This window comes from Psychroserpens sp. (genome assembly GCF_034670085.1).
Taxonomy (GTDB): Bacteria; Bacteroidota; Bacteroidia; order Flavobacteriales; family Flavobacteriaceae; genus Psychroserpens.
Map to the genome: position 1 here is coordinate 800,433 of NZ_JAXMOD010000001.1, position 26,922 is coordinate 827,354.

Annotated in this window: 22 protein-coding genes and 1 tRNA gene; 9 read left to right on the forward strand and 14 right to left on the reverse strand. The window is 32.4% G+C overall.

What is annotated here, in order from left to right; all coding sequences use genetic code 11:
• Position 1 precedes the first annotated feature (1 nt).
• Positions 2-1,288, forward strand: a complete 1,287-nt coding sequence (locus tag VOI25_RS03450) for an MFS transporter (protein WP_323787552.1) — start codon at positions 2-4, stop codon at positions 1,286-1,288.
• 4 nt (positions 1,289-1,292) lie between these two features.
• On the opposite strand, the gene VOI25_RS03455 is transcribed toward VOI25_RS03450, so the two are convergent.
• From VOI25_RS03455 to VOI25_RS03475, 5 genes are all read right to left on the reverse strand, one after another.
• Positions 1,293-3,044: a hypothetical protein gene (locus VOI25_RS03455; protein WP_323787553.1), complete on the reverse strand. Its 1,752-nt coding sequence runs from the start codon at positions 3,042-3,044 to the stop codon at positions 1,293-1,295.
• A gap of 109 nt (positions 3,045-3,153) precedes the next feature.
• On the reverse strand, positions 3,154-3,909 hold the full coding sequence (locus tag VOI25_RS03460) for a UDP-2,3-diacylglucosamine diphosphatase (RefSeq protein ID WP_323787634.1): 756 nt from the start codon (positions 3,907-3,909) through the stop codon (positions 3,154-3,156).
• Positions 3,910-3,919: 10 nt separating this feature from the next.
• Positions 3,920-4,372: a 6-carboxytetrahydropterin synthase gene (locus tag VOI25_RS03465; RefSeq protein WP_323787554.1), complete on the reverse strand. Its 453-nt coding sequence runs from the start codon at positions 4,370-4,372 to the stop codon at positions 3,920-3,922.
• Positions 4,373-4,654: 282 nt separating this feature from the next.
• Positions 4,655-5,989, reverse strand: a complete 1,335-nt coding sequence (locus VOI25_RS03470) for an MATE family efflux transporter (protein WP_323787555.1) — start codon at positions 5,987-5,989, stop codon at positions 4,655-4,657.
• The gene (locus VOI25_RS03475; protein WP_323787556.1) at positions 5,986-6,486 is read right to left on the reverse strand and encodes a GNAT family N-acetyltransferase; all 501 of its coding nucleotides are present in this window, start codon (positions 6,484-6,486) and stop codon (positions 5,986-5,988) included. Before VOI25_RS03475 ends, VOI25_RS03470 begins: the two co-directional genes overlap by 4 nt.
• Positions 6,487-6,542: 56 nt before the next feature.
• Between VOI25_RS03475 and VOI25_RS03480 the strand changes: the two genes are divergently transcribed.
• Both VOI25_RS03480 and VOI25_RS03485 read left to right on the forward strand, forming a co-directional pair.
• Positions 6,543-7,337 (forward strand): universal stress protein, encoded by a 795-nt coding sequence (locus VOI25_RS03480; RefSeq protein ID WP_323787557.1) that lies wholly within the window; start codon positions 6,543-6,545, stop codon positions 7,335-7,337.
• Between the two features lie 3 nt (positions 7,338-7,340).
• A tRNA-Ala gene (locus tag VOI25_RS03485) sits at positions 7,341-7,414 on the forward strand.
• 6 nt (positions 7,415-7,420) lie between these two features.
• Here the strand turns inward: VOI25_RS03485 and VOI25_RS03490 are convergent.
• The 5 genes from VOI25_RS03490 to VOI25_RS03510 form a co-directional block, all read right to left on the reverse strand.
• Positions 7,421-8,260, reverse strand: a complete 840-nt coding sequence (locus tag VOI25_RS03490) for an alpha/beta hydrolase (RefSeq protein ID WP_323787558.1) — start codon at positions 8,258-8,260, stop codon at positions 7,421-7,423.
• A 2-nt stretch (positions 8,261-8,262) separates the two neighbouring features.
• A complete protein-coding gene (locus VOI25_RS03495) occupies positions 8,263-11,025 on the reverse strand; it encodes a PD-(D/E)XK nuclease family protein (protein ID WP_323787559.1) in 2,763 nt (920 codons plus the stop codon).
• Positions 11,026-11,095: 70 nt separating this feature from the next.
• Entirely contained in the window at positions 11,096-12,457 is a 1,362-nt protein-coding gene (locus VOI25_RS03500) for an OmpA family protein (RefSeq protein ID WP_323787560.1), read from the reverse strand.
• A 133-nt stretch (positions 12,458-12,590) separates the two neighbouring features.
• Positions 12,591-13,784: a glycine C-acetyltransferase gene (kbl, locus tag VOI25_RS03505; RefSeq protein ID WP_323787561.1), complete on the reverse strand. Its 1,194-nt coding sequence runs from the start codon at positions 13,782-13,784 to the stop codon at positions 12,591-12,593.
• Positions 13,785-13,805: 21 nt separating this feature from the next.
• Positions 13,806-16,991, reverse strand: coding sequence for a UvrD-helicase domain-containing protein (locus VOI25_RS03510; protein ID WP_323787562.1), 3,186 nt, complete (start codon positions 16,989-16,991; stop codon positions 13,806-13,808).
• Positions 16,992-17,070: 79 nt separating this feature from the next.
• Between VOI25_RS03510 and VOI25_RS03515 the strand changes: the two genes are divergently transcribed.
• Positions 17,071-17,679, forward strand: a complete 609-nt coding sequence (locus tag VOI25_RS03515) for a superoxide dismutase (protein ID WP_323787563.1) — start codon at positions 17,071-17,073, stop codon at positions 17,677-17,679.
• A 542-nt stretch (positions 17,680-18,221) separates the two neighbouring features.
• Here VOI25_RS03515 and VOI25_RS03520 read toward each other — a convergent pair.
• The 4 genes from VOI25_RS03520 to VOI25_RS03535 all read right to left on the reverse strand — a co-directional run bounded on the left by VOI25_RS03520 (position 18,222) and on the right by VOI25_RS03535 (position 22,392).
• Positions 18,222-20,120, reverse strand: a complete 1,899-nt coding sequence (locus tag VOI25_RS03520; RefSeq protein ID WP_323787564.1) for an amidophosphoribosyltransferase — start codon at positions 20,118-20,120, stop codon at positions 18,222-18,224.
• Between the two features lie 90 nt (positions 20,121-20,210).
• Positions 20,211-21,137, reverse strand: coding sequence for a PfkB family carbohydrate kinase (locus VOI25_RS03525; protein ID WP_323787565.1), 927 nt, complete (start codon positions 21,135-21,137; stop codon positions 20,211-20,213).
• Positions 21,138-21,191: 54 nt separating this feature from the next.
• Positions 21,192-21,833: a ribonuclease H family protein gene (locus tag VOI25_RS03530; protein WP_323787567.1), complete on the reverse strand. Its 642-nt coding sequence runs from the start codon at positions 21,831-21,833 to the stop codon at positions 21,192-21,194.
• A complete protein-coding gene (locus tag VOI25_RS03535; RefSeq protein ID WP_323787568.1) occupies positions 21,826-22,392 on the reverse strand; it encodes a phosphoribosylglycinamide formyltransferase in 567 nt (188 codons plus the stop codon). The genes VOI25_RS03530 and VOI25_RS03535 overlap by 8 nt, the downstream gene beginning before the upstream one ends.
• 183 nt (positions 22,393-22,575) lie before the next feature.
• Between VOI25_RS03535 and VOI25_RS03540 the strand changes: the two genes are divergently transcribed.
• The 5 genes from VOI25_RS03540 (at position 22,576) to pyk (ending at position 26,881) form a co-directional block, all read left to right on the forward strand.
• Positions 22,576-22,809, forward strand: coding sequence for an acyl carrier protein (locus tag VOI25_RS03540; protein ID WP_148452158.1), 234 nt, complete (start codon positions 22,576-22,578; stop codon positions 22,807-22,809).
• A 14-nt stretch (positions 22,810-22,823) separates the two neighbouring features.
• On the forward strand, positions 22,824-24,074 hold the full coding sequence (gene fabF / locus VOI25_RS03545) for a beta-ketoacyl-ACP synthase II (RefSeq protein ID WP_323787570.1): 1,251 nt from the start codon (positions 22,824-22,826) through the stop codon (positions 24,072-24,074).
• A 6-nt stretch (positions 24,075-24,080) separates the two neighbouring features.
• Positions 24,081-24,821: a ribonuclease III gene (gene rnc, locus VOI25_RS03550; protein ID WP_323787571.1), complete on the forward strand. Its 741-nt coding sequence runs from the start codon at positions 24,081-24,083 to the stop codon at positions 24,819-24,821.
• 135 nt (positions 24,822-24,956) lie between these two features.
• A complete protein-coding gene (locus VOI25_RS03555; protein ID WP_323787572.1) occupies positions 24,957-25,439 on the forward strand; it encodes an IPExxxVDY family protein in 483 nt (160 codons plus the stop codon).
• Entirely contained in the window at positions 25,439-26,881 is a 1,443-nt protein-coding gene (gene pyk, locus VOI25_RS03560) for a pyruvate kinase (RefSeq protein ID WP_323787573.1), read from the forward strand. Before VOI25_RS03555 ends, pyk begins: the two co-directional genes overlap by 1 nt.
• The last annotated feature ends 41 nt before the right edge of the window (positions 26,882-26,922 follow it).

The window sequence follows — 26,922 nt, forward strand, 5'->3', positions numbered from 1 at the left end:
TATGGCCAAAAAAGATCCATATGCAGCATTGCGATATCGAGAATTTAATATTTTTATATTAGTCCGTTTTGCTTTAGTATTTGGCTGGTCAATGCAATTTGTTATTATTGAATGGCAAGTTTATGCACTTACAAAAGATCCTTTATATATTGGTTTAATTGGGTTAATGGAAATCATTCCAGCCTTGGGAATGGCACTTTTCGCAGGCCATATAGTAGATCAAAAAGAGAAGAGAAACTTACTTGCGGTTTGCATTGCCTTGTTTTCAATTATTAGTTTTGGAATGTTTTGGATTACATCCCCAGAAATATCTGAAGCATGGTCAACACAACATATATTGTATGCTATTTATGCTTTGGTGTTTTTTGGTGGACTTTTACGATCCTTTTTTGGACCTTCGATATTTTCATTAGTGGCTTTAATTGTCCCAAAAAAGGTGTATCCCAATGCAGCTACCTGGAATAGTTCTACCTGGCAAATGGCTCGCGTTTTAGGCGTAGCGTTTGCTGGATTTTCAATAAGTTGGCTTGGTGAAAATGATCAGATGGGAGTGCATTGGTCACTTTGTATTGTTTTTGGATTAGTTATGTTTTCTTTAGTGATGTTATTTCAAATTAAAAAGAAGCCTATTTTAAACCCAAATATTGGCGAACCTATAGTTAAGAGCTTAAAGGAAGGCGTCAATTTCGTGTTTAAAACTAAAGCTATTTTGGGTGCTTTAACTCTAGATATGATTTCTGTTTTGTTTGGAGGAGCTATAGCTTTAGCAGCTGTTTTCGCTACAGATATTTTAAATGTTGGCTCAGAAGGGTTTGGTATTCTGGTTGCAGCTCCAAATGTTGGGTCGTTTTTAACCATGCTTGTAACCGCTTATATTCCTATTGTAAGAAAGGCAGGAGTAAAGTTACTTGTTGCTGTTTTTGGATTTGGTTTGAGTATTATCGCTTTTGGAATGTCTTCAATATTTTGGATTTCTGTTTTCGCTTTATTTATGAGCGGAGTTTTTGATGGCGTATCGATGGTTATTCGTCAAACGATTCTTCAGTTGAAAACACCAGACCATATGAGAGGTCGCGTGTCTTCAGTAAATTCTATGTTTGTTGGATCTTCAAATGAGCTAGGTGCTTTTGAAAGCGGATTAACAGCTAAATTAATGGGAACTGCTACTGCTGTAGTTTTTGGAGGAACGATGACTTTGATTACTGTAGTTACAACTGCTATTGCTTCACCGTCGTTTAGAAAATTAGATTTAACGGAAGATTTAGAAGCACATGAAAATGAAAACTAATCTATTATTTTTTCAGCTTACTAATTCCTAACGAAAATTTATACCCAAATTGCAATTGATAAAAAGCCTCCTTATTTCCTTTATTTGAATTATTAAAGGCTCTAAATCTTAAAAATATAGATTGAGTTTTTGATTCACCTGGAAAAAAATAGATTTCAGCTTCATTTCTAAAGACCCAGAAATTGGATACGTTATTTAAATGTTCAATAGTATTGAATTGGCTAGATTCATAATGTGTTATCTCTGCCGAATAATTAAAACCAAAGTTGTTGAATTTTTTGAATTCTAATCTAATTCCTGCGCCAACACCAAAAGTTTTATAAATTGATTTTTCTGTTAATTCATCCAGTTTTAAATCTGCAATTCTATAATTTATAGGCAAGAAAATATTGGTTGTAAATGGGAATTCCTTAGTTAATTTAAAAGACAAAACGTCTAGCTTCATACCCATTTCAAGATATGATTTCTCTATAATGTCTAAGGAATGATTGATATTGTACATGCCATCAGTTTGTTGAGTTAAATCCACAAAACGTTCATTTTCATCTAAGCGTGAAAAGTTTACGTATGGTGTGATTTTCTTAAGCGTATAGATTGAAGTGTTTCCATGATTAAAAGGCGCAATAAAAAAAGTCGCATTTGCTTCAAGTTGCACAATTCCGTTAGCTGATTCTCCAAATAAAGCTAAGAAATCTGTATAGGTTCTTAATTCTAAAACATTTTGTAGTGATGTGTTTTGTATAACCTTATAGTTAATGGCTTGATTGGTGTTTTCACTTTCACCATTTGTTTTGGTTGGAAACTCAAGTGTTAAATCATCTGGAACATAGTTTTGTCCAGGATTAGGAATATATAATAACACGTCTGCTAAATTTATGTATGAACCAATATAGGCCTCTCTATTAAGAGCTGTTTCCTTATTGTTTGATGAAATAAGAGAAAAGCTTAAGCGATTTCTGAAACTATTTTTAGTATAACTTAAAAGGCTTACAGGAATTCTATTTTCAAATAGTAATTGATTTCCAGCTTCATCCTTTACATAAAGTTTAATATCATTTAAGCCGCCTTCAACGAGTTCAATTTTTATTTTCTCAAAACGAAACTTAATCTTTTTAGATATGTTTTTCAGTTCTTTTTTTGTCAATTCGACGCCATGTTTTTCTAAGGTGTCTTCTTTGATCCTTTTTTCACTTAACTGTCCATAAATTAATTGGTCATTTTGTGGGATTATAAAATCACCTAAATAAGATTCGCTTTTAGCACTTAGAATTTCTGAAAATATTTGGTTCTCTCTTTCCTTGTTAAAAAGTGTTTTTTCTTCTATTATTTTGTCTTTCCCAAAGTATAAATAAGTCTTAGGGTTTGTACTATCATTATTTTCAATTACATTCGCTTCAATAGTATACTCATGTTTGAAATACATTGAAAGACTATCAGCACTAACATTTTTGGTTTCATAATAGGTTTTAAAATGTAGTTGTTTTAGATATACACTGTCAAGTTTCCCTTTGAGCTCTTTAAGCAATTTTATTACATTTTGTAACTTCGAAAAATCACTTTTATCACTAGTCTCATTTAATTCTAATTTCAGTGTATTTAGTTTTTCCTTTTCACTATCAAGGTTTTTTTTAATACTATCAAAACTTTGGGATAGTAATTCTAGGTCTTTTTTTGCTAAATTATTCCAATTTTGAGCAATAGAAAGATTAGTAAAAAGACAAATGGATACGAGTAAAAATAAACGAAGCGCTTTCATAAGAAATTAATTATGATTAATAGCGCTAAATTCAGCTTTAAGAAGACTGCAAACAATACCCAATACAGGGTAAATTATATTTTTGAAATAAAAAGATTACTGGTAATTGTTACTTAAAGTTTTTTAACTCAAAGTTTTTGCCATCAAATACACCATAAGTATAATACTGAATCCAATCCCCTAGATTTACATATTTGGAGTTGTTTTCTAAATCTACGGTCATTGGTAAATGACGATGTCCATATACGAAATAGTCGCGATGTGATTCTAGTAATTTTGATTCACTATACTGAATAAGCCATTCTTTATCAGCTCCTAAATAGGTGGCATCATGTTCCCCAGAGATTAATTTGTTTTTGACTGATAAATATTGCGCAAGTTTCATCCCAATGTCTGGATGTAACCATCTGAAAAGAAATTTAAAAAAAGGATTAGTAAAAACTTTTTTCATGCGTTTATAACCTTTATCAAAAGGGCCTAAACCATCACCATGTGCAATATAAAATGAGGTGTCATTAAAGACAAACTCTTTTGGTTTATGAAATACAGGAATATTAAGTTCCTCTTCAAAATAACCATTCATCCAAAGGTCATGGTTACCAACAAAGAAATAAATCGGAATTCCAGAGTCGCTAATTTCGGCTAATTTCCCTAACGTTCGAACAAAACCTTTTGGAACAACAGTTCCGTATTCAAACCAAAAATCAAATAAATCACCTAATAAGAAAATCGCAGCCGCATCGTTTTTAACCTCGTCTAACCATGCTACAAATTTCTTTTCACGAGGAAGAGATGCCTCCATGGTTGGAGCTCCTAAATGGTTATCTGAAGCAAAGTAAATGGATTTGCCTTCTGGAATTTTTATGTGAGTTGGTTTAGTCATTATCTGAAGCAAACCACTGTGCATAGGAGGTTGCTGTTTCTTGTAATTTTAAAGAATGTAGTGTTATAGTTTTTGGAAGTCTATTTTTAATTTTTTCAGCAAAATCAATGACCATCATTTCACTTGTTGGTTGGTAATTTACAAGTAAAACATTATGATCTCTTTCTTGAAGCTCTTTTGCAAGTTCAACATGTGGTGTGTTTTTATTAAATACAGTTGCATGATCAAACACATCTACTATTTCTTCTTTCACGATTTTCTTTAAGTCACTAAAATCGATAACCATTCCGAACTTTACATTTGTGTGATCTGAAATAGGTTTCCCAATAACTGTAACATCAAGTCTATAACTATGCCCATGAACGTTTTTACATTTTCCGTCATAGCCATACAAAGCATGACCTGTTTCGAAAGAGAACTGTTTTGTTATTCGAATGCTGCTCATTATCGTCTTTTATTTCTATTAATGAAATATACAATAACGAGTACTATTCCTAAAATAAGAAATAATCCACTTCCGCTTATAAATGACATAAAATCCATAGACTAATTTTTAGATTTATTTTTAAAATATCGAAACACAAAAAACGCTAAAACTAATATAATGATATAGGGTAAATTTTGCCCAATAGCATAACCAATATCATAACCTGATTCATAAGGCTCTGAATCTTGATACAGAGATATTAAAAGCATAGTCATGTTTCATGTAAATTATCGACCAAAGTTACGTCTTTTGTGAAAGCGATAAAAATTGTTGCCTGAATTTTATAATTAATGGGAAGCCTCTAGCAATTATCCAAAGGGTTAATGCAATAAATACAGCATACAATTTCAGGTTATACTTATCCAGTAAAAATAAAACTGGTATAAAAACCAATCCCGTAGACAATAAAAGGAGGTTTCTTAAAAACTTCATTTTACCCATGCCTTTAAACATGCCATCAAAAATAAAGGCTAATGCACAGAGTGGTTGCATAACCAAAACGATCCAAAAGATCTTATAAAATTCATTTAAAACTAATTGATCTTGAGTAAAAACAGACCCAATAAAACGGTAAGAAATCAAACCTAAAATTGTTAAAATAATCCCGACACCAATCCCGCACTTAATTAATAATTGGCTTAATTCAACCAGCTTCTTATAGTTTTTAGCTCCTAAGAACTTACCGGATAAAATATTTCCAGCACTTGCATAACCGTCAATAATAAATGCACCTAAGAACCAAAGGTTAATAGCAATCGTATAAGCTGCAATATATTCGGTTCCATAAGAGGTTGCGAAGCGGGTTGCAAAATATAAAGTTGCGTTTAGAGCTAATGTCCTTATGAATAAGTTAAGAATCATTATAGTGAAATTCTTGATTTCAGAGTTAAATGGGAATGTAACTCTTAGTGATATATCTGTCTTTTTCAACAAGAAATAAGCCGAACATATAGCCATTGTAATTTGAGCAATTACACTGGCATAAGCAGCACCTTTTATATGCATAGGACTTATAACACCTTCAACTCCATATACTAAAGCCACATCTAAAACTACATTCACAATGGTTCCAATTATGGCAATTAGCATTGGGTAAAAGGTGTTTTGTAGCCCTCTGAAAGTTCCAAAAATTGCAATCGTGAATAAGGTAAAAGGAAATCCGAAAACTCGAATATGGTAATAGTCTACGCTATATTCTAAAATTAAATGCGATGCATTATAGAGTTTGAAAATTTGAGAAGCAAATGGCCATGTTGTAATAATAATTAGTATGCTTATCGACGTTATTATAAAGATAGCTTGAGCTGGTAAATTTTTAACTTTGTCTAAATTGTTTGCACCTAAATGTTGAGATACGATAGAAGATATGGCACTTCTTGTTTGTCCTAAAACCCAAATAAGCATCGATATAAAAGTTCCTACAATCCCAACAGCAGCTAAAGATTCAGCAGCATTGTAATCAACGTTACCAATAATTGCAGTATCGGTTAAGGACAAAATAGGTTCCGCAACTCCGGCAATTAGTGCAGGAATAGCGAGTTTGTTTATGTTTTTTAATGTGATGTCTGTTTTCAAAGGATCAATTCGTAACAATAAAAAGGGTATTCACTTTGCTTAGGGAAAAAGATATGACCCAATTTTTGATATCCACGAAGTTCGTAAAATTTTTGGTTTCTAGTGTTTTGAGAAAAGGTATCTAATCTAATGGAGGTATAGTTGTTTTCAATTGTAAACTTTTCAGCATAATCCATTAATAACTGCGCATAACCTTTACCTTGATGCTTAGGATGAATGGCCAAGCGATGAATATAAATGTTATTCTCATTTGGTGTTAACCATTGGATTGGAACGTATTCGTCATCCATGAATGTCGAGATAACAATACAGCCTATAACAGTATTTTCAATGTCCAAAACATAAAGTTCATCACGTTTTACATCATTTTCAAAAGCTATTCTATTTGGGTAGTGCTCATTCCATTGAAAAATGTTTTTTGCAATCATAAATCTGGCACAAGCTTTTGTAATTGGCATAATGCTATCAATATCTTTTAGAGTTGCTTTTCGAATCATTTTTAATAGTTATCTTTGCAAATAATTTATACAAATTTACTTTTAAATATTTGATTATGAAGTCTATTTTAGTTCCAGTTGGTTCATCGAAAAATGCAGTGAGCCATTTACAGTACGCAGTTGATTTTGCACATGCTTTTGGTGCAAAATTATATGCAGTACAGGTGTATAATGTTAACACTAAAGCCGGAACAATGATGAAGGTTGATGAAATGATAGAACGTGAGAGCTTAGGCTTTTTAAAGAGTCATGTTGATAAAGTCAATTCAAGAAATGTCGAGATAGTTTTAAAAACTTTTAAAGGGAAACTGGCAGATACATTAGAAAAGGCTTGTGAAATGTTAGACGTAGATTTAATTATTATAGAACCTAGAACGACATCTGTTAAAGATGAAGTTTACTTAGGGAAAACTTCAGGTAAAATTATTAAGCAAACTAATATTCCTGCTTTAATTGTTCCTGAAGGTTACGTTTATAAGCCTATTGTAAAAATCTTACTAGCTTTAAAATCGGCTGTTATTAAGAAGGAATCAGCATTAAATCCTTTAAAATCTATAAAAAACCAATTCAAATCGGTTGTGAATTTGCTGTTAGTGAAGACACAATTTCATAATGAAGGTGATTTTGATGTAAATGATAGCTTATCAAGTTTGATAACCAATACTACAATAAGTGAAAACCCAACAACCTATCAAGGTGTTTTAGAACATTACAAAGAAAACAATCCTGACTTGTTATGTGTGGTTAGACGTAAACGCGGTTTCTTTATGAAAAAATGGGAGAACAACACCATTCTTAAAAAGGACTTTACAAGTAATTTGCCTGTTTTAGTATTAAGGGGTCTCAAATAAATTGGGGATGTAGCTCAGTTGGCTAGAGTGCTTGACTGGCAGTCAAGAGGTCGTCGGTTCGAGCCCGATCTTCTCCACACGATTTAAGTTATAAAATCAATGCTTTTTTCCACAACTTGGTTTAAAGCTATGGGTAGTTCTTTTTTGCTCCATGGATGTGAAGCACCAAAAACATGATCGCTGTCTTCAATGATATAAAGTTCGCTTTTAGAATTCCATGAGTGTAAGTTTTCGGCTTCTTCAAATTTCACTGAAGAATCCCCTTTTGCGTGAATGATTAAAAAAGGGATGACTATTTTTTTTGCCGAATGTTTTATATTGAGTCGTTCCTGATTCAGTTTAAAATCTTCAAAAAATTGAATGTGATGAGGCATTTGTTGTTTTGTTCTTCCATTTAAAACATACTTTACACCTTTTTTTTGCCATTCATTTATTTCCTTATTTGTGCCAAACCTAGAACCGTAATCACTTACACTTGCCCAAGTGATGAGTTGTGTTATTCTCGAGTCTTCAGACGCTTTAATGATTGAAATTCCGCCACCTCGAGAATGACCAATAAGTGTAATTCTTGAAGTATCAATCTCCTTTTTATACTGAAAATTTTCAGAAAGAATAAAGTTGAGCATATCATCTAGATCACTAAGTTCTTTAGTGTAATTATTTTCAGCAAAAGCGTTTAGATCCGGAAAATCAATCGGATTTTCAATCGTTCCTCCATTATGAGAAAAATTAAACTTCAGAAAAAACAGATGCTCATCACAAAATGCTTTTGCAACTAAATTCCAACTTCCCCAATCTTTAAACCCTTTATATCCATGACAAAAGATGACTATTGGTTTTTTTGTGTTATCTACGTTGAAATACGCATCCCAAACAATAGGCTTATTGTGTATTCTTTGAAGTATTTGATTTTTTAAAATCATTTTCAAACTTCTTTTTCGATAAAATTAATATTAGGATTGTAGATTTCAAGGATGAGTTTTTTCAATTCAACTTCAAATGCGATTAACGTGTCTTCTGTTATTGAATTGTCTTTAGTTCTTGTGCCATGAGTTTCTTTTTTTCCAAATTTTATAAATCCTGAACTTAATTTTTTGAAAGATATGATACCAGCTTCTATTGGTAATACAATCTTTTTTTGTTTATTCATCATATATGCATACATTAATATTTGAAAACTCTTACTATACTTATCGTAATCGGTTGTTAAATCTTCCCAATTTACAATTTCGACTTTGTTTTGATCTACACGACCACTTTTATAATCGATAATTCTGGTAACACCATTATAAGTATCTACTCGATCTACTTTACCCGTTAGAATAATTGGAAATTCTAATCCATCAATTACTATTGGCACTTCGTTTTTAATTTCAATAGCTAAAATTTTAATAGTATTTCCTTCATTTATATCCTTACTTTCGAGCTTCAAGAAATTGGAAATATAGTGTTTAGCTATTTCGTAAATGATTAGATTTTTTCCTTTGGTGACATCACCTTGTTTGTATTCATTTTTAAAATGAAGACCAACAGTCTTTTCTATTTCTGACCTCATTTTAGTAATTAACTCTTGCGTCAAAGTCTGACCTTCAAGGGGTTTATAGAAATCTTCAAGGGTGTTGTGTATAATTGTTCCTAAAGTATTCAAAGCAACACTTTCTTCAACATCTTCATATTGTTTAATGCCAAGGACTTTCTCATAGTAAAATGCAATTGGATTTCTTATGTAATTTGTAAGCGAAGATGGAGAAAATCCAGATTTAGAATAACGTTTTAAGCCTTCAAGGACATCAGATAATTTTGAAACTTCAGTCAATTTTTGAGAAGTTATAGGTACTTTAGGTGAAATTAAATAGTGTGCAATATCATGAGTAGTATCAATCTCTAACTGAGTGATAAAACGACTTTTTTCACCTCCATTTAAAACATCTGGTTCTGTATTGTAAATGATATGAACCTCTTTTGCCCGTTGTAGTAATCTATAAAAATGGTAGGTATATACAGCATCTTTTTCTTTATATGTTGGCATGTTATTTTCTAGCTTTACATCAAATGGAATAAATGAGCTATTATTTTTACCTGCTGGTAAAACGCCTTCATTTACTGATGTAATAATTACGGTTTCAAAATCAAGTACTCTTGATTCTAACATTCCCATAATTTGTAATCCTTTAAGAGGTTCACCTTTAAAGTCTAAAGTTTCACTCTTTAATAGCTCCTTGTATAAGCCAAAAAGAGTGGAGATATTATTTATATATGAATAGGTTTCATTTAAAGTATTTAATTCATTAAAAACCACATTAAATCGATATAGATACTCTAATGCTAATAAATTGTCAGGTTTGTTCTTTTCTAATGATTTTTTTATTTCAGTGATTAATAAACCACTTTTTTTTAAGGCGATTTCTGAGTTGTTATTCCATGAGCCAAGAAGTAGGTCTATGGTTTTAGATTTTGATTTGGCAAGTGATTTTAACTTATCTATAGTAATATAACTGATATTGTTACCTTGGATTTCATTAATAATTTGATCAGAAACATTACCATTTTCAGAATTGAAAAGTGGTTTTACAAACTGATTTGATAAAATAGAAATTACATCTTTATAGTAAATCGTAGAGGTGTTAGATTTATGTAACCTGAAAAGGTTTTCAAATAAAGAAGCCATTGGAATACTAGCTAATGGAAGTCCCATGGTGATATTTATGGGTCCAATACCTTTAGGAATAGAATTTAAAAGAGGTATAAGTAGAGATTCATCACCTAAAACAATCGCTGTATGTTCTAAGGGTGTCTTTTGTTTTTTTAAGTTAGAAAGTAATTCACCTACATATTTGATTTGACCAATGTTTTTTGGTGTACCAATGCAGTTTATATTTTTTTCTGATGCGTAATTATTTGATAACCAATTAAAATTATTAGATTTAAAATAACGCCATTTTGATTGATGTGATCTTATAAATAGTCCTGCATCATGAATTTGGTCTTCAATAAAACTTGCGTCTATATCCCAATATATGCTAGCTAGGTTTTGTTGTAATAGCTCTTGTATTATAATCTCTTCTGCTTTATTAAGGGCATTAAAACCAACAAACACATAATTTTCATTGGAATGTGAAGCTAAAAATTGCTCAATATTTTCAACAGCTTCTTTGTAGACAAGACCTTGATATCCCTTTTTATTATGAATTAATTGGTGACTTAATTCTGTATAAAATAGTTTTAAACGATTCCAAAAGGCAAGATAGTTTTTGACATAGGTTGTTTGATTTTCTTCTAGTGACCAATGCTGATGCTCAATCTCCTTAATAGCGGTTAGATAATCAAAGACTTGATTTGGAGGCACAAGGTAACGATCAATCTCATTAAAATCTTGTAATAGCATTTGAGCCCATTTAGAAAACGTATCAAAGGGTTCAATTTCAGCTTTAGGTGTATGCTTTAGATATACTTTATAGAACTCAAAAAGAAGTTCAGTATTATTAGCATATTTTAGGTCGGAAAGAGTTTCGACAAATTCCTCAATTGAAATAATGTGAGGAGCAAAAATGGTTTTATTAAGATGCTTTGAGATTTGATCCCTCAGAAATACTCCAGCTCTTTTACTTGGTAAAATGAATGTTAATTTTGAAAAATCTGCATTCTTTTTTTGAAGGTCGACAATAACATCATTTAAAAAACTTACCATATTATAAAAATAAAAAACGCTCCGAATTTCGGAGCGTTTTTTTATAACTATTTATAATGTTTGATAAAACTTATTTTTGAAGTTTTACTTCAACACGTCTGTTGTTTGCTTTACCAGCTCTAGTTTTGTTAGAATCGATTGGGTAATCTTCTCCAAAACCTTTAGAAGTTAATCTATCAGCGTTGATACCGTTTGCGATTAAGTAATCTCTAACAGCACTAGCTCTTCTTTCAGATAATAACTGGTTAGATGATTTTGCACCATCACTATCAGTATGACCTTCAATTGAGAAGTTAGCTTCTGGATACTCTTTAAAGATAGCTGTCATTGCTTCTAATACTGAAGCCGTTTCAGATTTGAAAGATGATTTACCAGAGTTGAATAAGATTGTTCTAGCGTAGCTATTTAATTGTTCCATTACTTCAACAGTAGGAAGAATTTCTGGGCAACCATTGTTAGCTACAGTTCCAGCTTCGTTAGGACATTTATCATCTTTATCTAAAACACCATCACCATCAGTATCTGCCCAAGGACATCCTTTGTTTGCAGCTGGACCAGCTTCATTAGGACAATCATCAGAACCATCAGCTACACCATCATTATCAGCATCTGGACAACCGTTAAGAGCTGCAAGACCTGCTACTGTTGGGCAATCGTCAGCATTATCAGCTACACCATCTCCATCAGAATCAGGGCAACCATTAAACTCAGCTAAACCAGCTTCGTTAGGACAATCGTCTTTAGCGTCTTCGATACCATCATTATCAGAATCTGGACAACCATTGAAAGCTTCTAAACCAGGTACATCTGGACAAGCATCGTTTTTATCGTAAATACCATCAGAATCAGTATCTTTTCCACCAAATTTAATTGATAAACCTACTGAATGTTGAAAGTGACTATCTAAGTAATCTTCAAATGCACTTTTATAAGTTGATTGCGCTGTTAAACCAATATTATCGCTAAACCAGTAGTTGATACCTATAGCACCATTAACCGTACCTGCTCCAATATCATCAATCCAAGTGTAACCACCACCAACTCCTAAGAAAGGATCAATGCTGTTTGATTTGATTAATTTCATGAAACCATAAGAAACAGTTCCGTCTACAGCGAAATAAGTAATGTCGTCTACAGCAGCATCACCATATTTTTTAATGTCGTTTAGAGAACCTGTTGCAGTTAAACTAAAACCTTCACTTAAATATCTAGAAACAGATATTGTTGATAAAGATGGCATAACGTTCCAGTGGTCGTTTGCGTTAAAAAATTCATCAAGGAATTCACCTCTTGGAGCTTCTTCTCCAACTGGATACATGTCAACGGCATTTACACCAATGCTAATTTTCCAAGGGTTGTTTTCATCTTGTGCATTAGCATTGAAGCTTAAGGCAAGCAACAAAACGAAAAATAATCTGCTAAGATTTTTCATATTCTAATAATTTTAATTTTAAGTGTTATAAGTGTTAATTCTAAGCAAAAGTAAGTTGTTAAAGTTTATTAACAAAGACAAATATATAAAAATATTGATTACTTGCATTAAATTTAAGGAGTTTGGACTGAATTTAAATAATATTTAGTCGTTTTCCAACGTTTATAAAGGCCTCTATAGCTTTATCCAAATGTTCTTTTGTGTGTGCTGCTGAAAGTTGTACGCGTATTCTTGCTTTTTCTCTAGGCACTACAGGGAAGAAGAATCCAATTACGTAAATCCCTTCATCTAATAGCATTTTGGCCATTGTTTGAGATAACTTTGCATCATAAAGCATTACAGGAACAATAGCAGAATCACCATCAATAATATCAAATCCTGCATTTTTCATCCCTTTTTTGAAATAATTTGTGTTTTCTTCTAAGGTATCTCTGAGCGATGTATCATTTGAAAGCATATCAAAAACTTTTATGGAAGCTCCAACTATTGCAGGTGCTAAAGAATTTGAAAACAAATAAGGACGTGAACGTTGTCTTAACATATCAATGATTTCTTTTTTCCCTGTAGTATATCCTCCCATAGCACCACCAAGTGCTTTACCTAAAGTTCCTGTTATAATATCGATACGACCCATAACTCCTTTGTCTTCAAGTGTGCCTCGACCTGTTTCTCCAATAAATCCGGTAGCATGACATTCGTCAATCATAATCATTGCATCATATTTATCAGCTAAATCAGCAATTTTATCTAAAGGAGCAACTAAACCATCCATAGAAAACACACCATCGGTTACAATGATTTTAAAACGTGCACCATTCTCATTGGCTGCAATTAACTGCTGTTCTAGGTCATTCATATCGTTATTCTTGTAACGATATCTAGCCGCTTTACACAAACGCACACCGTCTATTATAGAGGCGTGATTTAAAGAATCGGAAATTATAGCGTCTTCTTTATCAAGCAACGGTTCAAACACACCTCCATTGGCATCAAAGGCAGCAGCATATAAAATGGTGTCTTCAGTACCATAAAATTCTGCGATTTTGGCTTCTAGTGTTTTGTGAATATCTTGAGTACCACAAATAAATCGAACGGATGACATCCCAAAGCCATGAGTATCCATCACATCTTTAGCGGCTTGAATAACTTCTGGGTGCGACGAAAGCCCTAAATAGTTGTTAGCACAAAAGTTTAATACACGTTGTCCTGTGTTTAATGTAATCTCTGCACCTTGAGCCGAGGTGATAATGCGTTCTTCTTTAAAAAGCCCATCATCTTTTATATTTTGTAATTCAGTTTGTAAATATTCTTGGATTTTTCCGTACATGGTTGCTTATTTTTTACAAATTTAAAATTCTTTTATCGTTATCTCGTCATTAATATATATGAGAATCTTTTTAATGACTTTAAAGTTCATGTCCTCTAAGACTAATTGGTAGTCATAAAGTTGTTCTTCGTGTTTAGAATTTGTTAGACCAGTTTTGTAATCGATAATGACTACTTCATTATTAGAGTTAATCACAATTCGATCTGGTCTAAGTAAAGTGCCGTTTTTAGTAATAATGTCCTTCTCATTATATATAGTAAGTTCAGAACTAAAATAGGACTGTAACTGACTGTGATTTATAAGGTCGTGAACCGTTGTTATAAGCTCTTCATGTTGCAAGGCGTTTATTTTACCTAAACTTTTATAATTTGCTAACACATAAGCAACATCTGCAATGGTTTTAATTTCAGACATGATATCATGTATCAAGTTTCCTTTTTCAATTGCTTTCTCCTGAAGTGTATCCCATAAATATCCTGAACTTGTTACAATATTTAAGTTGTGATCTTCTTTTGCTGTTGAAATAAATTCATTTTGAAATCTAGTATTATGTAATGTTGTTTTGTCTTCTGAAGTTTTTATTGGGTTCCCTAAGCTATAAGTAAACGTATTATCTACCCATTGATTAGTAGATTTTAAATAATTAATAAATAAGCCTGAATAATAATTAAGTTTTTCAGATTGAGTTTTTTTATCCACATCATATTCAGAAATGATATATAATTGCTCAATTGGTCGAGTTAGTACCACATATAGTAAATTAATACTATCTAATTCAAGTTCTGATTGGTACTCATTATATAATGTATTCCCATTTTCGCTATAATCTTCAAAATCCTTATTAAGATTTAAATACAAATGCGAAAACCCATTGAACTTATTTTCATCAACAGGAAACCAAACTTTCGGACTTAAATCAAAATAAATACCTTGATTGGCATAAGGAAAAATAACGACTGGGAACTCTAAACCTTTTGACTTATGAATGGTCATAATTTGAACTGCATTTTCACCTTGAGGAGATACGATACTTAAGGTGTCTTTTTTCCGGTTCCAATAGTCTAAAAACCCAGTTAGGCTTGTATTGTATTTTTGTGAATAGTCTAAAACTTCATCTAAGAAAAACTGTATATAAGCATTTGAAGATGTATTGAGATTAAATTGTCTAACAATGCTTTCAATCGCTTCATAAATAGGCAATTGTAAAAATTGATTAAAATCAAAGTCATAACCAAACGCTTTGAGTCCATCAAATAATTTGAAAATATCGTTATGAACTAATTGACTAAAAAATTCATGTTTATCATTTAGTGATAATTGATATTCAGCTAAATAATGTAGGACTTCAATCTTAATTTCGTCATTTTTAGGTTGAATGACTAAAGTTAAAATGTTTATAATAAAATTAACTTCAGGAGCATTTCTAAGCATTAAAGTTTCCGAAGAGATTATAGAGTAATGCTTGCTACTTAAATATTCGGCAATGGCAATACCTTCTTTTTTTCGCCTTACAATTATGCAAATATCTTTTAGTGAAAAACCGTTTTGTTTTGCTTTTTCAATGCTATTTAAAACAGCTTCACAATGCAGTTCATTTTTATCTTCATTATCGGTATTCAAAAAAGATAATTCAACATATCCATCATTTTTAAATACCAAATCTTGATCCGCATTTTTATAAATATGTTGATGCTTTGCATTTGAAAAAACAAAATCAGAAATATGATTAAAAAACGAATTATTGAATTCTATAATACGCTTAAAACTCCTGTAATTTGCTGGTAGATTTTTGACAGTTTTATCTACATGAAATGGATTTCCTTCTGAATATAAATCTATAAATTGTTCGGCACGTCCTCCTCGCCATCTGTAGATAGCTTGCTTCGCATCACCTACAATCATTGCAGTTCCTGTTTCACCTTTTAAATTTTGACCAGTAATGGCATTATCAACTAATGGAATTAAATTCTCCCATTGTAAAACGGAAGTATCCTGAAATTCATCAATAAAATAATGTTTAAACTTTTCACCAATTCGTTCATATATAAATGGTGTAGGTTGTTCTTTTATTTCTGTATTGATGATGGCATTAAATTCAGAAATTAATAAAAGATTATCTTCTAATTTAAGTTCTTCAAGGGTGTTTTTTATTGCGCCTAAAACGGATAAAGGTGTTATATTATTTAAAGCATTGGTTAGAAATTTCGACCCATAAACCAATAGTTTAACGGAATGAAAATCACGTTCAATTTGTGGCAGTAAACTATCAATGGTAGATGCTTTTTCTGGGTCTAATTTTGTAGTATATATTTTAGATTTTTCTGCTAAATTGTCTTCTAAACTATTACCATAAAGTCCCGAAAAATTAAGTTCACTCGCTTTTTTGAAATGATTAGGTAAAGTTTTTCTGCTAAAATCTTCAAAAGCTAATCCATTTGCCGAAATTAAATCAAGCGTACTATTTGCAAGAGTAACAATTTGAGACTCTGACTCTTTTCTTTGTTTTAACAAATTAGTTTTTAGAGCTTTGAAGTCCTCAAGAGTTTTATCCTTTAACTGTTCGATATACGGAATTTCATTTTCGTTAATTAATAATTCTGCAATCGCATTAAAGTCAAATGAAATATCCCAACTCTTGTCGTCATTCGTTTTCTCAATAGCAAAATCGACCAAAATTTTGGTTAACGCATTATCACTTCCCGCTTTATCAATAAGCTTATCAACAGCTTTGCTCAACATCGTTTTAGTGTCAAGTTCGACTTCAAAATTCACAGGAAGTTTTAAGTCATGAGCAAACGTCCGAATGAGTTTATGATTAAATTTATCAATAGTAGAGATGTCAAATGAAGCATAATTATGAACCATTGTATGCAAAAGCAGTTTAGATCTTTCATGTAAGACTTCTGGTTCTAGATTCAAATCGTTTACGATGGTTTCAAACATACTATTTGAAGCATCTAAAACAGAGGCATCAGAAAATGCTTTTAAAGTATCTATAATTCGCTCCTTCATTTCACCAACTGCCTTGTTCGTGAATGTGAGGGCTAAAATATTTCTGAAGGCTAACAAACTAGTTGAAGAAAAGAGAATCTTTAAATAATCTAGAACTAAGGTGTAAGTTTTCCCACTTCCAGCAGATGCGTTATAAATTGTAAAAGGTGTTTGCTTTTGCACGCTTAAAATTATAAAAACTATCAATGAGTTCATAGCTATTTATTATTTTTAATTGCGCTGTTTTATATGTAAATTTGGTATCATTACATATTAACTTATAAAACATAAAATTATGGCTTTCGAATTACCGAAATTAAAATATGCTTACGATGCATTAGAACCTCATATTGATGCTCGTACTATGGAAATACACCACACAAAACATCACAATGGATATACTACTAAACTTAATGCTGCAATTGCAGGTACAGATTTAGAAGGAAAATCTATAGGAGATATTTTATCAAATCTTGATATGAATAATTCAGGTGTTAGAAATAATGGAGGAGGTTTTTATAATCATTCTTTATTTTGGGACGTTATGAATCCTGAAGATAAAGGCTATTTATCTGGGGAATTGAAAGATGCTATCGAAGCTGAATTTGGTTCTAAAGACGCTTTTGTTGAAGCATTTAGTAAAGCTGCAGCAACTCAGTTTGGTTCTGGATGGGCATGGCTGTGTGTTCATAAAGGAGGAAAAGTTGAAGTATGTTCAACACCAAATCAAGATAACCCGTTAATGCCAGGTGTGACTTGTGGAGGCACTCCAATATTAGGATTAGATGTTTGGGAACACGCTTATTATTTAAACTATCAAAATAGACGACCAGATTATATTGAGGCCTTTTTTAAGGTTCTTAATTGGAATGAAGTTGAAAGACGTTACGCAGAAGCAAAGTAACTATATCTATTATAAATTAAAAAAAGCAAACTTATTTGGGTTTGCTTTTTTTATACCCTGTACAAAGAAAAAAAGGAAGTTATTTAGAAAGGTATTAAAAATGAAAAAGGTGAACTTGCGTTCACCTTTTTGCCCCAAATCTACCATAAACTTAACCTACTTATGTTATGGTGAAACAAATATAAGTGGACTTTTTTTTAATTGTTAAATATATTAGACTAACGACGAATAAATTGGCTTAAACGGGGAAAACTACATTTTTAGTAGTTTATAAGTGAATAATAAAGAATGACTTTAGGTGAAAGATAAAAGAAATTGAGAAACAAGTCGTTATAAAACTATTAACATATGTTAATAAAAAAAGGTGAACATATGTTCACCTTTTTTTGCCCCAAATCTACCATGAACTTAACCTACTTATGTTATGGTGATACCAATGTATGTGTATTTTGTTTAACCCTAAACAAATATTAGACGAAATGCGTTTTTATCAGACAAACAACACTTTTTTTCGGATAAAATGCTAAAGTTGAGTATTTTGTCTAGTAGGCTCTTTCTTTATTTCCTTCGTAGAAATTGATAAAAGCTTTGTTTACCACACGGTTGCCTCCAGCAGTTGGATAGTTGCCTGTGAAATACCAATCTCCTAAATTTTTCGGACATGCTTTATGTAGGCTTTCTATAGGTTGAAATATAGTTTTTACTTTAGCTTTAACAGTGGTGTCAGAAATTAATTCTGCAATTTTATCAGAAATCTGATCTGCAGTAAACTCGCTGTATAGGTCTTTCACAAAGTTTTTGACCTCATGATCTTTTATTTTAAGTTGTGCTTTACATTTATGATACACCTCTTCAACCATGTAGAATTTATCGTTTTCTTTAAGCAACTCAATCATAGCTCTAAAAGCTATTAAACCTTCAAGGTTAGCCATGTCAATACCGTAACAATCTGGATAACGAATTTGAGGTGCAGATGAAACGACTATAATTTGTTTCGGATTTAAACGATCCATCATTTTTATGATACTCATTTTAAGGGTTGTTCCTCTAACGATACTATCATCAATAATTACCAAATTGTCAGTTGGTTTAATAACACCATAGGTTACATCATAGACATGAGCAACTAAATCATCACGACTACTATCTTCTGTAATAAAGGTTCTAAGTTTTACATCTTTAATGGCAATCTTTTCTATTCTTGGTCTTTCAGATAGAATTTCGGTAACTTTTTTTGCTGAAAGTTTGCCATTACCATCAAGTATTGCTTGAGTTTTCCTTTCATTTAGATGCTGTTCAACCGTTTCAATCATTCCGAAGAATGAAGTTTCGGCAGTATTTGGTATATAGGAAAACACGGTATTTTTGGTGTCATTTTCTATAGCTTCCAATACCTTTGGCATTAATAATTTCCCTAAATTTTTACGCTCTTGATAAATTTCGGCATCACTTCCACGAGAAAAATAGATGCGTTCAAACGAGCAGGCTTTGCGTTCTAAAGGCTCAAGAATTTGCTCAATAAAGACTTCTCCAGATTTTTTAGTAATGATGGCATGCCCTGGAGCTAGTTCTTTTACATCTTCAAAATCAACATTAAAAACTGTTTGTATAACTGGGCGCTCAGAAGCGACAACTACCACTTCTTCATCTTCAAAATAATAAGTTGGTCTAATTCCTGCTGGGTCTCTTAAAACAAACGAATCTCCATGGCCTAATAATCCAGCCATTGCATAGCCACCATCCCAGTTTTTAGCTGCTTTTTTCAAGATTTTGGCTACATTTAAACGTTCAGCAATTAAAGGAGAACATTGGCTTTTACTATACCCTTCTTTTTTAAGTTTTTTGTAGATTTTACTCACTGCATCATCAAGAAAATGGCCAATTTTTTCCATTATAGTAATGGTATCAGCTTTTTCTTTTGGGTGCTGACCAAGTTCAATGAGTCCATCAAACAATTGATTTACATTTGTCATATTAAAGTTGCCAGCAACAATAAGGTTTCTGTGCATCCAGTTGTTTTGTCTTAAAAAGGGATGAACACTTTCAACACTATTTTTTCCAAAAGTTCCATAACGAACATGACCTAAAAGTAATTCGCCTATATAAGGAATATGCTTTTTTTGTAGTGCAACATTATCTTGATATTCTGGATGCTCATCAAACTCTTCATTAATTCGTTCATTAATTTGAGCAAAAATATCTTGTATTGGTTGTTGCGCAATTGAACGTACACGACTTATATATCGTTCTCCTGGTTGCGTGTCTAATTTAATACTTGCAAAACCAGCTCCATCTTGACCACGATTGTGTTGTTTCTCCATCATGAGATACATCTTGTTTACGCCGTAAAATGCACTTCCGTACTTTTCTTTGTAATACTCTAATGGTTTTTTAAGTCTTATGAGTGCAATTCCGCATTCATGTTTTAAAGCATCGCTCATGGTTGTAATCTTGTTTTAAAGTGTTCTAAAATTATAAATTCTAGAGGTAGTAATAAATAAAAAACGCGCTCAATTTTGAGCGCGTTTTTTTTATGATAATTCAATATTAAATTGAGTGAGTTGCTTGAACTCATTCAGCCTATAGTCGATTTCGTCTTTTGTTAAATTCTGCATGCGTTCTGTGCCAAATTTTTCAACGCAAAAGGATGCTAAATTAGAACCAAAAATAACAGCGTTTTTCATATTCTCAAAAGAATAATCTTCTGTGCTTGCAAGATAACCTGCAAAACCACCTGCAAAGGTGTCACCAGCTCCAGTTGGGTCAAATACTTCTTCTAAAGGTAAGGCAGGAGCATAAAACACATTGTCATCATGAAACAACAATGCTCCATGTTCTCCTTTTTTAATCACCACATATTTTGGTCCCATCTCATGAATTTTACGAGCCGCAACAACCAAAGAATATTCACCTGTTAATTGTCTTGCTTCTTCATCATTAATAGTGATGACATCTACTTTTTCTATGACCTTGTGTAAATCTTCAAGTGCACAATCCATCCAGAAGTTCATCGTGTCTAAAATAACCATTTTTGGTTTTTTGGTCATTTGATTTAACACACTCATTTGAACCATTGGATGCAAATTTCCTAACATAACCACTTCGGCATCTTTATAGTGTTCAGGAACTTTTGGATCAAAATCTGCAAGTACATTTAGCTCAGTTGCTAATGTGTCTCTAGAATTCATATCATTATGGTACTTCCCGCTCCAAAAGAATGTTTTACCTTCTTTTATGATTTCTACACCATCTATATTGACGTTTCTGTCTGATAATAAATCTAAATATTCTTGAGGAAAATCACCACCAACTACAGATACTGCAGCAGAATCAACATTAAACTGAGATGCTGCTAAACCAATAAAAGTGGCTGCGCCACCTAATATTTTGTCGGTTTTTCCGAAGGGTGTTTCAATAGCATCAAAAGCTACTGTTCCAACTATAACTAATTTGCTCATAAAGCTTTTTAAAATTTGCTGCAAATATACGTTTTTTAAGGACTAAAAAACGAATTATTTTCTACCAAAATCTGCAGGAATTTCACCCCAAGCTTTTGTTTCCCATTTCACAATGGTAGTAGTGTAGGTATTATTTTTAAGCCAATCTAGAGCACGATCTATCAATTCAAACAAAGATTTGTTTTTTGCATTACGTTCTAGTTTCGTATTGCATGTTTTTTTTCTAACCCAACTCATAGCTGTTCTAGAATCGGTATAAATGATGAGGTTGCTATTTTTCTTTTTTAAAAAAGCCAAACCATGAACAATAGCTAAAAATTCACCTATATTATTTGTGCCGTCTTCAAAAGGTCCTTGAATAAACAATTGTTTTTTTGTTTTGGTTACTACGCCACGATATTCCATTTTTCCTGGATTTCCAGAAGAAGCAGCATCTACAGAAATAGAGTTGTAATTTGGTAAGCCAATTTTTTTGAGTTGTGCTTCTGAAAGTTCACTATTAAATTTTTTACTCTTACCAATGTAGTCTTTGTAATTTCCTTTTAAAGCTTTTTTGGCAGCATCAAATGTGGCGAATGATTTGTACTGAGCACCTTGAAAATCTTTAATTTGCGCTTTACAGTCGTCCCAAGATTCAAAAACACCTGTATGATGCCCTTTCCAAACAGTGTAATATTTTTTTTTCTTTTTACTCATTTAAAAGTTTTTCAATAACCTTTGGAAAGTGATTCATTTCTAATTTATGAATTTTTTGTGCTACATCATGTGCTGTATCAGAAGGGTTTACTGCGCATTTTGCCTGAAAAATAATAGCACCTTCATCATAGTGTTCATTAACATAATGAATAGTGATACCGGTTTCCTTTTCTTTATTTGAAACAATAGTTTCATGAACATTCATGCCGTACATTCCTTTTCCACCATATTTTGGTAAAAGCGCAGGATGAATATTAATGACTTTATTTGGAAACTCAGCCAGAATATGCTCAGGGAACTTCCAAAGAAAACCAGCTAATACAATTAAATCTGGTTTTACAGATTTCAGAAGATCCAAGATGTGGCTCGTTTCAGCAAAGGCTATTTTATTGAATGACAGCGCACTAACTTTTAGTTTTTTTGCACGCTCTAAAACTTTGGCATGAGGATTGTTACTAAGTATTTGAATAACAGAAACATTTTCTCTGTTGTGAAAAAACTTAATTAAATTTTCAGCATTAGTGCCACTTCCGGACGCAAAGATTACAATACGTTTCATTTACAGACAATCGTTACTATTATTCAGAACAAAAAAAAGAATAATAATTAACAATTAGATAGCAAAAGATAAATTCTTCAAAGTAATTTAGTAAATTACAGACACATTTTTAAAGTAAAGGTGTGTATTGAAATAAAGTTTTTTTATTTTTGCGAACTAATTAAAACTTAAAATTAAAAAATTATGTCAGACATTGCATCAAGAGTAAAAGCGATTATCGTAGACAAATTGGGAGTTGATGAAAACGAAGTTGTAATTGAAGCTAGCTTCACTAACGATTTAGGAGCAGATTCATTAGACACTGTTGAATTAATCATGGAATTTGAAAAAGAATTTGATATTCAAATACCAGACGATCAAGCTGAAAACATTGCTACAGTTGGTCAAGCTATCTCTTATATAGAAGCAGCAAAATAATCCAATAAATTTTTATGGAATTAAAGCGAGTAGTAGTTACCGGTTTAGGAGCACTTACACCTATAGGCAATACCAAAGATGAATTTTGGGATGCGCTTATAAGTGGAAAAAGTGGCGCTGCACCAATTACATATTTTGACACTGAAAAGTTCAAAACAAAATTCGCTTGTGAATTAAAAAACTTTGACGCTACCGATTTTCTAGATAGAAAAGAAGCTCGTAAGATGGATAGATTTACACAGTATGCTATGGTGGCTTCAGATGAAGCCATTTTAGATTCTAAGTTAGATCTAGAAAAAGTAAATAAATTACGAGTAGGTGTCATTTGGGGAGCTGGAATTGGAGGTCTTGAAACATTTCAAAATGAAGTTTTAAACTTCGCTGAAGGAGATGGTACACCAAGATTTAATCCCTTTTTTATCCCAAAAATGATTGCAGATATTGCACCAGGAAACATATCTATTAAACATGGATTTATGGGACCTAATTATACTACTGTATCTGCATGTGCATCTTCAGCTAACGCCATGTTCGATTCATTAAATATGATCCGTTTGGGCCATTGTGATGTGATCGTAACTGGAGGTAGTGAAGCAGCAGTAACCATTGCCGGTATGGGTGGATTCAATGCAATGCACGCATTATCAACAAGAAATGAAAGTCCAGAAACGGCTTCTCGACCTTTTGACGCTACCAGAGATGGTTTTGTTTTAGGCGAAGGCGCTGGAGCAATAATTCTTGAAGAATATGAGCACGCTAAGGCAAGAGGAGCAAAAATTTATGCTGAAGTTTTAGGAGGTGGTTTATCGTCTGATGCTTACCATATGACTGCACCTCACCCAGAAGGAATTGGTGTTATTGCTGTAATGAAAAATTGTTTAGAAAATGCTGGTATAAATCCTGAAGAAGTTGATCATATCAACACGCACGGAACATCAACACCTCTTGGAGATGTTGCTGAACTTAAGGCGATTTCTGAAGTGTTTGGAGACCATGCGAAAAACATCAATATTAACTCAACAAAGTCCATGACTGGACATTTATTAGGAGCAGCAGGTGCTATTGAATCTATTGCGTCAATTTTAGCAATGGAACATGGAATCGTGCCACCAACAATAAATCATGAAGTTGTTGATGAAAATATTGATTCTAAACTTAATTTAACATTAAATAACGCACAAAAAAGAGACGTTAAAGTTGCAATGAGTAATACGTTTGGATTTGGCGGTCACAACGCTTGTGTATTATTTAAAAAAGTAGATTAAATACGGATGAATATCATTCGAAACATATTAAATTCCCGTTCTAGTAAAGGCGGGAATTTTTTTTTGCATCTTTCCAAAATACTCGGTTATACACCTAAAAATAAGGAACTTTATATAAAAGCATTTACACATAGATCATTAAATTTAAAAGATAATGATGGCAATGCAGTTAATTATGAACGACTAGAATTTGTTGGTGACGCCATGTTAAGTGCAGTTATCGCGTCTTATTTATTTGAAAAAGTTCCTCAAGGAGATGAAGGCTATTTGACCAAAATGCGTTCAAAAGTTGTAAGTAGGGAGCACCTAAATGAGTTGGGAAAAGAACTAAAACTCATAGATTTAGTTGAGAGTAAAATACCTACAACAAATTTTGGTAACAATATTCATGGCAATCTTTTTGAATCTCTCGTAGGCGCAATTTTCTTAGATAAAGGCTATAAACAATGCGAAAAATTTATCCATAAAAGAGTCATCAAACCACATGTTGATATAGAGACCTTAGAAGGTAAAGTAATTAGTTATAAAAGCCTACTTATTGAATGGTGTCAGAAAGAAAAAAAATCATTTGACTACAATGTGTACGAAGACACAGGTAATGATAATTTAAAACACTTCTCTGTTAAATTATCAATTAACGATAAAGTCATTTCAAAAGCGAGAGCAACTTCTAAGAAAAAAGCTGAAGAAAAAGCATCTCGACGTGCGTTTTTTGCCTTTCAAAATGAGATAACTAAAGCTTTTTAATGACTTAGATTTTTTTCTTTAAAAAATAGTTGCAGTACTATAACGTTTTCGAAGCCTTAGGCTGTTAAGATTAATAAAAACTTAATCTCAAACTAGACATAATGTTCTATATTTACATTTGATAGCGGTTAAATTATGGCTTTACACAAGTTACTTGTAGACGATTTTTACGACACTTCTTTTATGCTTTTAGCTATACATTGCAGGCTTGAAGATTATAGATTAGCCTATCTTCTCAATACGCATTTAGGTCTCAATTTAAAGCGCAAACCTCAAGATTTGGACTATAATTATTTTGCCGCCTCTTATGCTATTTATGAGTGGGATGATATCACTTTAGATACGACATGGAATTTAGTAGCAAATGTTTGTAAGAAAGAAGAAGCATCATTGCAAAGTTCAGGCTCATTATTTGACAACCAACAAACAATTTTGAAAACCTATAATTTGTTACCAGAATTTAAAAATGTAGATTACCTCATTAAAGTATCTAATGAAAATCAAAATTTTAATGAGAAGAGCATTCTCAATAAAATCCAATTAATACCTCAAGTCATTACATCATATCATATAGATGTAGACCAGATAAAATCAAAAGATCATTTAATTTTTAATTAATGTTACGAAAAAAGAAAACCAAAATAGTTGCTACTTTAGGACCAGCAACAAGTAGTAAAGAAGTTCTAAAAGGAATGCTTGAAGAAGGCGCTAATGTATTTAGAATTAATTTCTCTCATGCAGACTATGAAGGTGTTAAAGAACGCGTTACAATGATTCGTGAACTCAATGAGGAGTTTGGTTATAACGCTGCAATTTTAGGCGATTTACAAGGACCAAAATTGAGAGTTGGTGTTATGAAAGGTGAAGTTGTTGTTAATGAAGGTGATGAAATTATTTTTGCAACTGGAAAACGATTTGAAGGCACAAAACAGCGTGTTTATATGACCTATGATAAGTTTCCTCAGGATGCTAAACCTGGAGAACGAATTCTATTAGATGATGGAAAATTAATTTTTGAAGTCGTTTCTACAGATAAAAAGTCAGAAGTTAAAGCTAGAGTAATTCAAGGTGGTCCTTTACGTTCCAAAAAAGGAGTTAATCTTCCAAACACTAATATTTCTCAACCAGCACTTACTGAAAAGGATATTGAAGACGCAAAATTTGCATGTAGTTTAAAGGTCGATTGGATCGCATTATCATTTGTTCGTCATGCAGAAGATTTAATGGAACTTGAAGAATTAATTAAACAACACAGTGATCACAAAATACCAATTATCGCTAAAATTGAAAAGCCAGAAGCAGTAGAGAACATCGACAAGATTGTTGCCTATTGTGACGGATTAATGGTGGCTCGTGGAGATTTGGGTGTTGAAATACCTGCCGAAGAAGTACCTTTAATTCAAAAGCAATTAGTATTACGTGCTAAACGCGCAAGAATACCTGTAATTATTGCAACCCAAATGATGGAAACAATGATTACAAGCCTAACACCAACTCGTGCTGAGGTTAATGACGTTGCAAATTCTGTAATGGATGGAGCTGATGCTGTAATGTTGTCTGGTGAAACCTCTGTTGGGAATTACCCAATACAAGTAATTAAGCAAATGGCTAGTATCATTAGAAGTGTTGAAGATTCAGATTTAATAAAGGTACCACAAAGGCCTCCTCATATTCGTACAAAACGTTACATAACAAAATCAATTTGTTATCATGCTGCTAACATGGCTAACGAAATTAATGCAAAGGCTATTTCAACGCTAACAAATAGTGGTTATACTGCTTTTCAAATTTCGGCTTGGAGACCAAGTGCACACATTTTAGTATTTACATCTAATAAACGAATTCTTACACAACTAAGCTTGCTTTGGGGCGTTGAATCCTTTTACTATGATAGATTTGTGAGTACAGACGAAACCATTGAAGATGTAAACGCCATTGCCTGTAAAAAAGGCTATCTCGAAGTTGGTGATATGTTAATTAGTTTAGCTGCCATGCCAATTCAAGATAAAGGGATGGTAAATACCTTACGTGTTACCGAAATTGAGAGTTGTAGTTTTTAAATGTTGGGCGTTACCACAAGGGTCGCGCTTTCCACTATATC

Coding starts and splice junctions, on each gene's coding strand:
- VOI25_RS03450 (WP_323787552.1), top strand. CDS start 2: ATGGCCAAAAAAGATCCATATGCAGCATTGCGATATCGAGAATTTAAT.
- VOI25_RS03455 (WP_323787553.1), bottom strand. CDS start 3,044: ATGAAAGCGCTTCGTTTATTTTTACTCGTATCCATTTGTCTTTTTACT.
- VOI25_RS03465 (WP_323787554.1), bottom strand. CDS start 4,372: ATGAGCAGCATTCGAATAACAAAACAGTTCTCTTTCGAAACAGGTCAT.
- VOI25_RS03475 (WP_323787556.1), bottom strand. CDS start 6,486: ATGATTCGAAAAGCAACTCTAAAAGATATTGATAGCATTATGCCAATT.
- VOI25_RS03480 (WP_323787557.1), top strand. CDS start 6,543: ATGAAGTCTATTTTAGTTCCAGTTGGTTCATCGAAAAATGCAGTGAGC.
- VOI25_RS03490 (WP_323787558.1), bottom strand. CDS start 8,260: ATGATTTTAAAAAATCAAATACTTCAAAGAATACACAATAAGCCTATT.
- VOI25_RS03495 (WP_323787559.1), bottom strand. CDS start 11,025: ATGGTAAGTTTTTTAAATGATGTTATTGTCGACCTTCAAAAAAAGAAT.
- VOI25_RS03500 (WP_323787560.1), bottom strand. CDS start 12,457: ATGAAAAATCTTAGCAGATTATTTTTCGTTTTGTTGCTTGCCTTAAGC.
- kbl (WP_323787561.1), bottom strand. CDS start 13,784: ATGTACGGAAAAATCCAAGAATATTTACAAACTGAATTACAAAATATA.
- VOI25_RS03510 (WP_323787562.1), bottom strand. CDS start 16,991: ATGAACTCATTGATAGTTTTTATAATTTTAAGCGTGCAAAAGCAAACA.
- VOI25_RS03515 (WP_323787563.1), top strand. CDS start 17,071: ATGGCTTTCGAATTACCGAAATTAAAATATGCTTACGATGCATTAGAA.
- VOI25_RS03520 (WP_323787564.1), bottom strand. CDS start 20,120: ATGAGCGATGCTTTAAAACATGAATGCGGAATTGCACTCATAAGACTT.
- VOI25_RS03525 (WP_323787565.1), bottom strand. CDS start 21,137: ATGAGCAAATTAGTTATAGTTGGAACAGTAGCTTTTGATGCTATTGAA.
- VOI25_RS03530 (WP_323787567.1), bottom strand. CDS start 21,833: ATGAGTAAAAAGAAAAAAAAATATTACACTGTTTGGAAAGGGCATCAT.
- VOI25_RS03535 (WP_323787568.1), bottom strand. CDS start 22,392: ATGAAACGTATTGTAATCTTTGCGTCCGGAAGTGGCACTAATGCTGAA.
- VOI25_RS03540 (WP_148452158.1), top strand. CDS start 22,576: ATGTCAGACATTGCATCAAGAGTAAAAGCGATTATCGTAGACAAATTG.
- fabF (WP_323787570.1), top strand. CDS start 22,824: ATGGAATTAAAGCGAGTAGTAGTTACCGGTTTAGGAGCACTTACACCT.
- rnc (WP_323787571.1), top strand. CDS start 24,081: ATGAATATCATTCGAAACATATTAAATTCCCGTTCTAGTAAAGGCGGG.
- VOI25_RS03555 (WP_323787572.1), top strand. CDS start 24,957: ATGGCTTTACACAAGTTACTTGTAGACGATTTTTACGACACTTCTTTT.
- pyk (WP_323787573.1), top strand. CDS start 25,439: ATGTTACGAAAAAAGAAAACCAAAATAGTTGCTACTTTAGGACCAGCA.